Annotated in this window: 10 protein-coding genes; 7 read left to right on the top strand and 3 right to left on the bottom strand. The window is 70.6% G+C overall.

Annotated features, from left to right (window positions below; translation table 11 throughout):
• Positions 1-2: 2 nt before the first annotated feature.
• Positions 3-1118: a PA0069 family radical SAM protein gene (locus ACLBXO_RS04380; RefSeq protein ID WP_447684612.1), complete on the top strand. Its 1116-nt coding sequence runs from the start codon at positions 3-5 to the stop codon at positions 1116-1118.
• Positions 1119-1602: 484 nt separating this feature from the next.
• Complete coding sequence (locus ACLBXO_RS04375; protein ID WP_447684611.1) at positions 1603-3528, top strand: methyl-accepting chemotaxis protein; 1926 nt, start codon at positions 1603-1605, stop codon at positions 3526-3528.
• 13 nt (positions 3529-3541) lie between these two features.
• On the opposite strand, the gene ACLBXO_RS04370 is transcribed toward ACLBXO_RS04375, so the two are convergent.
• From ACLBXO_RS04370 to ACLBXO_RS04360, 3 genes are read right to left on the bottom strand one after another with little or no spacing between them, the layout of a single operon-like run.
• Complete coding sequence (locus ACLBXO_RS04370; protein WP_447684610.1) at positions 3542-4204, bottom strand: ribonuclease HII; 663 nt, start codon at positions 4202-4204, stop codon at positions 3542-3544.
• Positions 4205-4242: 38 nt separating this feature from the next.
• Positions 4243-5289, bottom strand: a complete 1047-nt coding sequence (locus ACLBXO_RS04365; RefSeq protein WP_447684609.1) for a glycosyltransferase family 4 protein — start codon at positions 5287-5289, stop codon at positions 4243-4245.
• A 10-nt stretch (positions 5290-5299) separates the two neighbouring features.
• Positions 5300-6115 (bottom strand): UDP-2,3-diacylglucosamine diphosphatase, encoded by an 816-nt coding sequence (locus tag ACLBXO_RS04360; protein WP_331313483.1) that lies wholly within the window; start codon positions 6113-6115, stop codon positions 5300-5302.
• A 521-nt stretch (positions 6116-6636) separates the two neighbouring features.
• Between ACLBXO_RS04360 and ACLBXO_RS04355 the strand changes: the two genes are divergently transcribed.
• The 5 genes from ACLBXO_RS04355 (at position 6637) to ACLBXO_RS04335 (ending at position 12223) form a co-directional block, all read left to right on the top strand.
• Complete coding sequence (locus ACLBXO_RS04355) at positions 6637-7845, top strand: aminotransferase class V-fold PLP-dependent enzyme (protein WP_149310232.1); 1209 nt, start codon at positions 6637-6639, stop codon at positions 7843-7845.
• Positions 7846-7948: 103 nt separating this feature from the next.
• The gene (locus tag ACLBXO_RS04350; RefSeq protein ID WP_331313484.1) at positions 7949-8893 is read left to right on the top strand and encodes a D-2-hydroxyacid dehydrogenase; all 945 of its coding nucleotides are present in this window, start codon (positions 7949-7951) and stop codon (positions 8891-8893) included.
• Between the two features lie 181 nt (positions 8894-9074).
• On the top strand, positions 9075-9938 hold the full coding sequence (locus tag ACLBXO_RS04345) for an NADP-dependent methylenetetrahydromethanopterin/methylenetetrahydrofolate dehydrogenase (protein ID WP_447684608.1): 864 nt from the start codon (positions 9075-9077) through the stop codon (positions 9936-9938).
• 14 nt (positions 9939-9952) lie between these two features.
• Complete coding sequence (gene fchA, locus ACLBXO_RS04340; protein WP_447684607.1) at positions 9953-10594, top strand: methenyltetrahydrofolate cyclohydrolase; 642 nt, start codon at positions 9953-9955, stop codon at positions 10592-10594.
• A gap of 435 nt (positions 10595-11029) precedes the next feature.
• Complete coding sequence (locus tag ACLBXO_RS04335) at positions 11030-12223, top strand: malate--CoA ligase subunit beta (protein ID WP_447684606.1); 1194 nt, start codon at positions 11030-11032, stop codon at positions 12221-12223.
• The last annotated feature ends 10 nt before the right edge of the window (positions 12224-12233 follow it).

Here is a 12233-nt window from a genome sequence, read left to right as displayed (position 1 = left end):
TCATGGGGGACACGCGCGACGGGACCGCACCCGGGGCCGCGCCGCGACTCGGCCCGAGCGCCGCCGATCCGGCCGCCCGGCGTGGGCGCGGCGCGACCGCCAACCCGACGGGCCGGTACGAATCCGCCCGGCACGAGGCGTTCCACGACGAGACCTGGACGACCGACGCGCCGGCACCCCTGCGCACGCACGTCACGCCGGAGCGGTCGGCCCGGATCATCGCCCGGAACAGCTCGCCCGACATCCCGTTCGATCGGTCGATCAACCCGTACCGCGGCTGCGAGCACGGCTGCATCTACTGCTACGCCCGCCCCACCCATGCCTGGCTCGGCCTGTCGCCGGGGCTCGACTTCGAGTCGCGGATCGTCACCAAGCCGGACGCCGCCCGGCTCCTCGCCCGCGAGATCGCCGCGCCAGGCTACCGACCCGAGACGATCGCCCTCGGCACCGCTACCGACCCGTATCAGCCGGTCGAGCGGGAGCACCGGCTCACCCGCGCGGTGCTGGAGGTGCTGCGCGAGGCCCGCCACCCCGTCAGCATTACCACGAAGTCGGACCTGGTGCTGCGCGACCTCGACCTCCTGGCCGAGATGGCGGCGGATAACCTCGTGCTGGCGGCGATCTCGCTGCCCACGCTGGATCCGGGCCTCGCACGCCGCCTCGACCCGCGGGCGCCGCGGCCGGGCAAGCGGCTCGCGACGATGCGCGCGCTGAGCGCGGCGGGGGTGCCGGTCATGGTGAACGTCTCGCCGGTCATTCCCGGCCTGACCGATCACGAGATCGAATCGATCCTGACCGAGTCGCGCGCGCACGGTGCGACGCGCATCGGCCACGCGCTGCTGCGCCTCCCCGGCGAAGTCGCCGATCTCGTGGCCGACTGGTTCGCCGAGCACTATCCGGAGCGTCGGGCGCGGGCTTTCGCGCTCCTGCGGGACGCCCGGAGCGGGCGCGAGAACGACCCGCGCTTCGGCCACCGTTTCCGCGGGGAGGGGGCCTACGCGGCGATGATCGGTCAGCGGGTCCGCCTCGCCGGCACGCGACTCGGCTTCGCCTTCGGCCGGATGGAGCTGAATCGGGAGTCCTTCCGCAAGCCGGGGGCACAGCTGACGCTGTTCTGAGCCGGCGGGGCGTCGAGCCCGGCGAGCCGGGATCGTACGAGCGGAGCGCTCTTCGGGCGAAATGACTCCGCTGTCGGTGCATCAGCGACCGATCATCCATCTCGAATTCAGATCGACACGGCGACATACCGCGCTCCTCGCGGAGATGAGGAGTTCGACCGCGCGAATACTTGGCTTGTTGACCTGAGGTTTAACCGTGTTTGTCAGAATACACATTTCGATTGAGTCGTAAATCCGAGGTTGACAGCGAAGATCTTTCGTCATCTATGAAGTCGTTTTCCGGTTCTTTTTCAAGAAGGGTCTCGCTTTGTCTCGATATTTTAGATTTTCAATAGGTTCGGTCATCGGATTAGTATTGCTGGGTATGGGGGTGATGCTGATTGCGGTGCGTACAGACACGCTTCTGAGCGCCGTGGAGCATGCGCGAGAGGGGCAGCGCGTCGTCACGCTCACGCGTGTCAGCCGCACGTTGCTCCGATCGGTGATGGCGGCCCGCATGGCGCGGGGCATCGTTCAGAAGGTCCTGGCCGTTGAGGGGCCGATCTCGGTTGCCGACAGGGCGGATCAGCTGTCCGAGCGGCAGGCCCTGATGGACGCAGAGAGCGAATTCTGGACCCTCGTGCGCGACCTCGCCGTGCCGTCGGTCCAGGCAACGCTGGAGCCGCTTCGGAGTGCGCAAGCGACCTTGGCCGCGCTGAGGCCACAGATCGACACGGTCGTCGCGCTCCCGAGGGAGCGCCGCGATGCGGCGTTCGGACAGACCTTCGACACAGCCGTCACGAGCCTCCTCGACGCCTTCGCGGCAACCAACGCCGCGGTGGACGCGGCCATTCCGCGCCGTGACGCGGCGGTGGCGAAGGCCCTCGACATCAAGCGCGCCAGCTGGGCGACGCGGGTCGCCCTCGGCAATTCCTGGCGCCGTATCGAAACCTCGGTGGCTGCCAAGGCGGCTTGGTCGCAGGAGGAGATCGTCGCGGCGGCCGAGGAGCGGGGACGCCTGATGGCGGACTGGGGGGAAGTCGTCGGCCTGTTCACGGGGGACGTCCCGGTCGCCCTGCGTACCGCCTTCGAGAAGGCGGGAGCCAGCAACTTCGAGGGTGAGTCGGCGCGGCGCCGCGTAGCGGTCACGGACGCGCTCAGCCGCGGCAGGCCGCCCGGCATCGAGGCCGAGGCGCTGCGCGCGCGCGACATCGCCGACGGGAAGGTGCTTCTCGATCTGGTCCACGCGGGTCTCGACGCGATGATCGACCGGGCCCAGCTCCTCGCCGCCGAGTCGGAGCGCGCGCTTTCCGGGGCCGTGCTGTTCCTGACCACCGCGGTCCTGCTGGCGGTCGGCGGTATCATCATCGTGTTCCGCTGGGTGCTCCGGCCGTTACGGGCCATGACCCGCGCCATGCAGGCGCTCGCGGAAGGAGACGCCGGCGTGCCGATCCCGGCCCGCGGGCGGCGGGACGAGATCGGCGCGATGGCGGCGGCCGTGCAGGTCTTCCGGGACAACCTCGTCCGCACCCGCGCCCTGGAGGCGGACGCGGCCGAGGCGGCGCGCGCCGCGGAGCTGCAGCGCCGGACCGTGACGCACGCGCTGGCGGACACCTTCGAGGCGGCGGTGGCCGGCATCGTCGGGCGGGTCTCCGCCGCCGCGACCGAGCTGCAGACCACGGCCTGGCAGATGACCACGACCGCCCAGGAGACCGCCAGCCAGTCCGATACCGTGGCCGCCGCTGCCGAGGAGGCCTCCGCCGGCGTCAGGACGGTCGCCGCCGCGGTTGAGGAACTCGGCACCTCCGTCCAGGAGATCGGCCGGCAGGTCCAGGGCTCGTCCGATCTGGCCCGGGGCGCGGTCGGCGAGGCCGATCAGACGGCCGCCCTGGTGGCGGCGCTCAACGCGTCGGTCGCCCGGGTCGACGCCGTCGTCGAGCTCATCGCCGGCATCGCGGCACAGACGAACCTGCTGGCGCTCAACGCCACGATCGAGGCGGCGCGGGCCGGCGACGCCGGGCGCGGCTTCGCGGTGGTCGCCACCGAGGTCAAGGCACTGGCCACCCAGACCGGCCGCGCCACCGACGAGATCGGGCGGCAGATCGGGGAGATCCGGGCCGTGACCGGGCAGGCGGTGCGGGCGATCGGCACGATCACCGGCCGGATCGGCGAGATCGACACCGTGGCGGCGGCCATCGCGGCCGCGGTGGAGCAGCAGGGGGCGGCCACGCGCGAGATCGTCCGCAACGTCGCCCAGGCCAGTGCCGGCACGCAGGAGGTGACCGGCAACATCGCCGGCGTGGCGCAGGCGGCCGACCAGACCGGGCGCGCCGCGGACCACGTGCTCAAGGCCGCGACCGCGCTCGCGCGTCAGTCGGAGGAGCTCGCCGCGGAGGTCCAGCACTTCCTCACGGGCGTCCGGGCCGCGTGACCCCCCGCCCGCCTCAGTCGAAGCCGCGGGTGAAGCTGAGCCGATGGTGCGGGCTGCGCCCGAGCTGCGTCAGGCCGGCGCGGTGGACGGCCGTCCCGTAGCCGACGTTGCGCTCCCAGCCGTAGCCGGGATGGCGCCGGGCGAGGCGCCGCATCAGCTGGTCGCGGAGCACCTTGGCGACGATCGAGGCGGCGGCGATCTGCGGCACGAGGTGGTCGCCGCCGATCACGGCGCGGCCGGGCAGGCCCGGCAGGGCGTCGCGCCCGTCGACCAGCACGGGCGCGGCGAGGCCGAGCCGCGCCACCGCCCGCGCCATGGCGTCGAGGGTCGCGCCGCGGATGTTGATCCGGTCGATCAGGGCGCGCGACCCCGCCGCCACCGCGACCCGCGCGTGGGCGCGGATCAGCGGCGCCAGCCGGTCCCGCACGGGCTCGGGGACGCGCTTGCTGTCGTCGAGGGCCGCGAGGAGGTCGGCCGGGATCGCGGTCGGATCGAACCAGACCGCGGCCACCACCACCGGTCCGCAGAGCGCGCCGCGGCCGACCTCGTCGCAGCCGATCGCCGCCGGATACGCGGCGGCCCGGGCGGGATCGAACGGCCCGGCGACCGGGGGGCGGGCTCTGGCGGACCCGGCCGGTCTGGCTGGCGGCTTAATCGGCGGCATGGCGGGCGGCATGGCGCCGTCCTGCCATGCCGCGCGGACGCCGTCACGGGTCAGGCGGCGTCGCGGGTGCTCCGGGCACCGCCATGCGCCTCGACGATGTTGCCGAAGAACTGCCGGGCGCTCACGTCCCAGCCGCAGCGCAGGGCCTCGGCCCGGCACTCGGCGCGCGACAGGCGCAGGGCGGCCAGCGCGGCGACCCGCAGATCCGGGTCGAGCACGCCGACCCGGGTGCCGCCGACGACGTCGTTGGGGCCCGGCACCGGGAAGGCCGCCACCGGGAGGCCGCTGGCCAGTGCCTCCAGCAGCACGATGCCGAACGTGTCGGTGAGGCTCGGGAACACGAAGACGTCGCAGGCGGCGTAGACCGCCGAGAGGTCCGCGCCGGTGCGGGTGCCGAGGAAGCGAGCCTCCGGCGCGAGCGCCTGCAGGCGCGGGCGGTCCGGCCCGTCGCCGACCACCACCTTCGTGCCGGGCAGGTCGAGGTTCAGGAAGGCCGCGACGTTCTTCTCCACGGCGAGCCGCCCGACGTAGAGGAACAGCGGTCCCGGCAGGCCGGCGAGTTCCGGCGGCACGGGCGTCCCGGGCTCGGCCGGCCGGAACCGCTCCGTGTCGACGCCCCGGGTCCAGCGCATCAGCCGGCCGAAGCCCCGCGCCGCGAGTTCGCCCTGGAGCGAGGCGGTGCTGACCATCGTCCCCCGGGCGGCGCCGTGGAACCGGCGCAGGTACGCGTAGGACCACGCCTCCGGCACCGGGGCGCGGGCGGCGAGGTATTCCGGGAAGCGCGTGTGGTAGCTCGTCGTGAACGGCAGGTCGTGGGTGAGGCAGTGCCGGCGCGCCGCGAGGCCGACCGGCCCCTCCGTGGCGATGTGCACGTGGCTCGGCCGCTCGGCCCGCCAGCGCGCCGCCACCCGCTCGCGCCCGGCATAGGCGAGGCGGATCTCGGGATAGCCCGGCAGCGGCAGCGAGCGGAAATCGGCCACCGACAGCAGGGTCGTGGCGAAGCCGTGCTCCGGCGCGCGCCGGACCATCTGCTCGAGGGAGCGCACGACGCCGTTCACCTGCGGGTGCCACGCGTCGCTGGCGATCAGGAGCTTCACGGCGGCACCCTCACGCCACCGCGCGCCGGCCCGGCAGGGGCTGCGGCAGGGCCTCGGTCGCCCGCGCCCGCAGGAGGCTCGGATAGTGCAGCACCTCGATGCGGCCGTCGTAATGCTCCACGAGCCCCGTGCAGGATTCCACCCAGTCGCCGGTGTTGAGGTAGCGCAGGTCGCCGATCGGCCGGTCCGCGGCGTGGTGGATGTGGCCGCAGATCACCCCGTCGGCGCCGTGGCGTCGGGCCTCCTCGGCCAGGATCGTCTCGAAGCGGCCGATGAAGCTCACCGCGTTCTTCACGCGCAGCTTCGCCCAGGCCGACAGCGACCAGTAGGACAGGCCGAGGCGCCGCCGCACCTTGTTGATCAGCGTGTTGAGGGAGAGCGCCAGCGTGTAGGCGCCGTCGCCCAGGTGAGCGAGCCACGGCGAGTGGCGCACCACCATGTCGAACTGGTCGCCGTGGATGACGAGGTAGCGCTTGCCGTCGGCCGCCTCGTGGATCGCGGTCTCGGCCAGCTCGATGCCGCCGAAGCTCGTCCCCACGTAGTCGCGCAGGAACTCGTCGTGGTTGCCGGGCAGGTAGACGATCCGCGCGCCCTTGCGGACCTTGCGCAGGAGCTTCTGCACCACGTCGTTGTGCTCCTGCGGCCAGTACCAGCCGGAGCGCAGCTGCCAGCCGTCCACGATGTCGCCGACGAGGTAGATCGTGTCGGCGTCGTAATCCTTCAGGAAGGACAGCAGCAGGCCGGCCTGGCAGCCGCGCGTGCCGAGATGCAGGTCCGACAGGAACAGCGTCCGCACGCGGACCGGCATCTCCTCAACCTCGGCCACGGCATCCTCTCCCGGCGGCTGTACGGTGCCGGGATCCAGAGCGCGATCCGATCTCAGTTTGATGACGCGGGTCCGGACGGGGCGGAAAGACTTCGGTGTGCGGCGCCGCGAAGCCTCTCAACCGGAGCTCGACTTCGCTGCGGCGCACAAAAAATTTTTTTGGCAAGTTCCGGAAGTTTTTCCGGTTTTCCTTTCGAGCTTCACCGCCTCATAATACCAAGAACCGGCGGCTCGGCACGAGCTCGCCCGGACCTTGACAGGAAGGCGGCGAGGACGGCCCTGGAGCCGTTGGACGGGACGGCAATTCGGAGGCGACCGGCGCGCGGGGGGCGCGCCGCGACGCGAGCGGCGTGAGGCCGCCTGCCGCTCCGCGGACGCCCCCCCGATCACGGCAGAGGATGGCGTTCGAGGGGGTGCGGCGCGAGCCGCTTTCGACGGCGCCGGACCGACTCCCTGACGACGCTTGAACAACCCGGCGCGGGGTCACGCCCGCGCGCAACGGACTTTTCGGAGGAAACATCATGGCCGCAACCCGGCGCCCCGGTCGCAACCACCTCTTCATCCCGGGCCCCACCAACATCCCGGAGCGCGTCCTGCGCGCCATGCACGTGCCGTCGGAGGATCACCGCTCGCCGAGCTTCCCCGAGCTGGTCAAGCCGCTGCTGCAGGACTCCAAGATGGTGTTCGGCTCGACCAACGGGACGGTCATCCTGTTCCCGTCCTCGGGCACCGGCATCTGGGAATCGGCCCTGTCCAACACCCTCTGCCGCGGCGACAAGGTGCTCACCGCCCGCTACGGCCAGTTCAGCCACCTCTGGGTCGACATGGCCCAGCGCCTCGGCCTCGACGTGATCGTCCAGGACGAGGAGTGGGGCGCCGGCGCCGACCCGCAGAAGATCGAGGAGGCGCTCCGCGCCGACAAGGATCACGCCATCAAGGCCGTGATGGTCGTCCACAACGAGACCGCCACCGGCGTCACCAGCGACATCGGCGCGGTGCGCAAGGCGATCGACGCCGCCGGCCACCCGGCGCTGCTGTTCGTGGACGGCATCTCGTCGATCGGCTCGCTGCCGTTCTACATGGACGACTGGAAGGTCGACTGCGCCATCGCGGGCTCGCAGAAGGGCTTCATGCTGCCGGCCGGCCTCGGCCTGATCTGCATCAGCCCGAAGGCGCTCAAGATCGCCGAGGGCGGCACCGGCCGCAACGACCGGCTCGGCCACGCCTACTTCGCCTGGAAGGACCAGCTGGCCGCCAACGCCACCGGCTATTTCCCCTACACCCCCGTCCTGCCGCTGCTCTACGGCCTGCGCGAGGCGCTGGCGATCGTGAAGGAGGAGGGGCTGGAGAACGTCTACCACCGCCATCACGTGCTCGGCGAGGCGACCCGCCAGGCCGTGGCGGCCTGGGGCCTCAAGCCCTGCGCCAAGGAGCCGAAGTGGAACTCCGACACGGTCACGGCGATCGTGGTGCCGGAGGGCGCCGACGCCGCCAAGGTGATCACACACGCCTACGAGCGCTACAACCTCTCGCTGGGCGCCGGCCTGTCCAAAGTTGCCGGCAAGGTGTTCCGCATCGGCCACCTGGGCGACCTGAACGAGCTGTCGCTGCTGGGCGCCATCGCGGGCGCCGAGATGGCCATGCTCGATTGCGGCATCAAGGTCACGCCGGGCTCGGGCGTCGCCGCCGCCTCCAGCTACCTGCGCGAGAATCCGCTGCATAAGGCGTGAACCGCGCACGCGATCGGGGCGGGACCGGGTTGCCGGGCCCGCCCCGACGCGCAAGTAAGAACAAGACTATCGAGGAAGCCGCCCGTCGTCCGAGAGGGGTCCTATGACCAAGAAGATCGTGTTCCTGGATCGTGAATCCCTCGATGCCAGGGTCCGACCGTTCAACTTCCCGCACGAATACGTCGAGCACGAGTCGACCTGGACGCCGGAGGAGATCGTCTCCCGCCTCCAGGGCGCGGAGATCGCGCTGATCAACAAGGTCCCGATGCGGGCCGAGACGCTGAAGCAGCTCCCCGACCTGAAGCTGATCGCGGTCGCCGCCACCGGCACCGACGTGGTCGACAAGGCCCAGGCCAAGGCCCAGGGGGTGACGGTCGTCAACATCCGCAACTACGCGTTCAACACCGTGCCGGAGCACGTGGTCGGGCTGATGTTCGCCCTGCGCCGGGCGATCGTGCCCTACGCCAACTCGGTCCGGCGCGGCGACTGGGCGAAGTCCAAGCAGTTCTGCTACTTCGACTACCCGATCTACGACATCGCCGGCTCGACGCTCGGCATCGTCGGCTACGGGGCGCTGGGCAAGTCGATCGCCAAGCGCGCCGAGGCGCTCGGCATGAAGGTCCTCGCCTACGACGTGTTCCCGCAGGACGGGCTCGTCGATTTCGAGACGATCCTGACGCAGTCCGACGTGATCACGCTGCACGTGCCGCTGACCCCCGACACCAAGGGGATGATCGGCGCCGCCGAGCTCAAGAAGATGAAGAAGAGCGCGATCCTCATCAACACGGCCCGCGGCGGGCTCGTGGACGAGGCGGCCCTGCTCGAGGCGCTCAAGGACGGCACCATCGCGGGCGCCGGGTTCGACGTGGTGGCGCAGGAGCCGCCCAAGGACGGCAACATCCTGTGCGACGCCGACCTGCCGAACCTGATCGTCACGCCGCACGTCGCATGGGCGAGCAAGGAGGCGATGCAGATCCTCGCCGATCAGCTCGTCGACAACGTCGAGGCCTTCGTGGCGGGCAAGCCGCAGAACGTGGTCGAGAGCTGACGCGACGCAGATCGCACGCCGTCGTTCCGGGGCGCCGCAGGCGGGCCCGGAAACCGGAGCCGCCGACGGTGTCGGCCGAGAATCACCTGTGCGTCTGGATTCCGGGCTCCGCTCCGCGGCCCGGAATGACGGGGTGGATGTCCCTGACGTGATCATGCCCATCCTGGGCCGAGGTTAAGACATGACCAAGAAGCTGCTGTTCCTGTTCGACACCGATGCCGTCCCCAACGTGTTCGACACGGTCGTCGGCTACGACGGCGGCGCCGACCACATCACCGGTTATGGCGGCGTGAACCCCGACAATGTCGGCGCGCTGGTGGACGGCACGATCTACACGCGCGGCGGCTCCGAGAAGAAGTCGACGGCGATCTTCGTCGGCGGCGGCAGCATGGCGGCCGGTGAGGAACTGTTCACGGCGGTCAAGAAGCGCTTCTTCGGTCCGTTCCGGGTCTCGGTCATGCTCGATTCCAACGGATCGAACACCACGGCCGCCGCCGGCGTCGCGCTGGTGGCCAAGGCCGCCGGCTCGCTCCAGGGCAAGAAGGCCGTCGTGCTGGCGGGCACCGGCCCGGTCGGCATGCGCTCGGCCGCCCTGCTCGCCGGCGAGGGCGCCGAGGTCACCATCGCGGGCCGCGCCCTCGACAAGACCCAGGCCGCGGCGGACCAGATCAACAAGCGCTTTAAGGTCAACGTGAAGGCCGCCGCGACCCCCGACGAGGCCTCCCGCGTCGCCCTGGTGAAGGGCACGAACCTCGTGTTCACGGCCGGCGCCATCGGCGTCGAGCTGCTGCCGGAGGCCGCCTGGGCGCAGGACTCGTCGATCGAGTTCGTCGCCGACTACAACGCGCAGCCCCCGACCGGCATCGGCGGCATCGACGTGATGGACAAGGGCAAGGAGCGCAACGGCAAGCAGGCCTTCGGCGCCCTCGGCATCGGCGGCCTGAAGCTCAAGCTGCACCGGGCCTGCGTCGGGCAGCTCTTCGAGAGCACCGACAAGGTGCTCGACGCCGAGGAGATCTACGCCCTCGCCAAGACGATGGCCTGACCGGAGGGGCGCCCATGTCGGACACGCAGCAGCCAGAGAACGCGACCATCCAGACCTTCCTGACGGAGCTGGCGAGCGCCGCCCCGACCCCCGGGGGCGGCGGCGCGGCGGCGATCTCCGGCGCCATGGGCGCGGCCCTGGTGTCGATGGTCTGCAACCTCACCATCGGCAAGAAGAAGTACGTCGAGGTCGAGGCCGAGATGAAGGAGGTCCTGGCCAAGTCCGAGGGCCTGCGGGTCGTGCTCACCGGCATGATCGGCGAGGACGTCCAGGCGTTCGACGCGGTGATGGGCGCCTACGGCCTGCCCAAGGCCACCGACGACGAGAAGGCCGCGCGCGCGGACAAGATCCAGGCGGCGCTCAGGACCGCCTGCGACGTGCCGCTCGCCTGCTGCCGGGCCTGCCGCGCCGTGATCGACCTCGCGGCGATCACGGCCGACAAGGGCAATCTCAACGTCGTGTCGGATGCCGGCGTGGCGGTGCTGTCCGCCTATGCCGGCCTGCGCAGCGCGGCGCTGAACGTCTACGTGAACGCTAAGGGCCTCGAGGACCGCGCGTTCGCCGACGAGCGGCTGAAGGAGCTGGAGGACCTGCTGTCCGATGCCGGCGCGCTGACCGAGAAGGTCTACGCGGTCGTGAAGGACAAGGTGAACTGAACCGCGACGCCCTTCGTCCTTCGCGGAGGGCGGGCGCGTCCCCGCTGGGGCAGCGCCGCGCTGAACAGCGCGTTCGGTTCGATCACGTCGACGCCGCCGTCTCTGCGAGCGGAGCGAAGCAATCCAGTCGGCGTCGCAATGTCAGAGGTCGCGCTGCCCTGGGTCACTTCGCGGCGCTCGTGATGACGGAGCGGGCGCATCGAACGAAGCGTTCCAGCGAACTTTGTATCGATTCAACAGTCGAGGCCGGGTGCATGATGCCCCGGCCTCGTTGTTTTTCTGTATGCTGCGTCGCAATATCGAATACGGTCCGTGCTGCGACCGCGAAAAAGTCGCGGTCAATCAGGGGCTTAAAAAATTTGACGGGCGTAATCTTTCGACTCAACTAAAGTAGAGGGCGTCAACGGCGGCAACGAACCGCGGAGGAGGCGCCGAATGGACGTCCACGAGTATCAGGCCAAGGAGCTGCTCGCGAGCTTCGGCGTGGCCGTCCCCAAAGGAGCCATCGCGTTCAGCCCGGACCAGGCGGTCTACGCCGCCACCGAGCTCGGCGGCTCGTTCTGGGCCGTCAAGGCGCAGATCCACGCGGGCGCCCGCGGCAAGGCCGGCGGCATCAAGCTGTGCCGGACCTACAACGAGGTCCGCGACGCCGCCAAGGACCTCCTCGGCAAGCGCCTCGTCACGCACCAGACCGGCCCCGAGGGCAAGCCGGTGCAGCGGGTCTACGTCGAGACCGCCGACCCGTTCGAGCGCGAACTCTACCTCGGCTACGTGCTGGACCGGAAGGCCGAGCGCGTGCGGGTCATCGCCAGCCAGCGCGGCGGCATGGACATCGAGGAGATCGCCGCCAACGAGCCGGACTCGCTCATCCAGGTGGTGGTCGAGCCGGCGGTCGGCCTGCAGCAGTTCCAGGCCCGGGAGATCGCCTTCCAGCTCGGGCTGAACATCAAGCAGGTCTCGGCCGCGGTGAAGACGATCATGAACGCCTACCGGGCGTTCCGCGACTGCGACGGCACCATGCTGGAGATCAACCCGCTCGTCGTCACCAAGGACGACCGGGTGCTGGCCCTCGACGCCAAGATGAGCTTCGACGACAACGCGCTGTTCCGCCGGCCCGGCATCGCCGACATGCACGACCCGTCCCAGGGCGATCCCCGGGAGGCCCAGGCCGCCGAGCACAACCTCAGCTATATCGGTCTCGAGGGCGAGATCGGCTGCATCGTCAACGGCGCCGGGCTGGCCATGGCCACCATGGACATGATCAAGCACGCGGGCGGCGAGCCGGCGAACTTCCTGGATGTGGGTGGCGGTGCGTCCCCCGAGCGGGTGGCCACGGCCTTCCGGCTGGTCCTCTCGGACCGCAATGTGAAGGCGATCCTCGTCAACATCTTCGCCGGCATCAACCGCTGCGACTGGGTCGCGGAGGGCGTCGTCCAGGCGGCCCGCGAGGTGAAGATCGACGTGCCGCTGGTGGTCCGGCTCGCCGGCACGAACGTGGAGGCGGGCAAGAAGATCCTGGCCGACAGCGGCCTCGATCTCATCACCGCCGATACCCTGGCGGAGGCGGCCAAGAAGGCGGTCGACGCCTGCGCCGCCGCCAAGGGCCATCTCGACACGACGCAGCACTGAAGGGGGAGAC

The sequence above is a fragment of the Methylobacterium sp. C33D genome (genome assembly GCF_053345825.1).
Note: the sequence above shows the minus strand (reverse complement) of the source record. Positions and strands in the feature narration are given on the sequence as shown.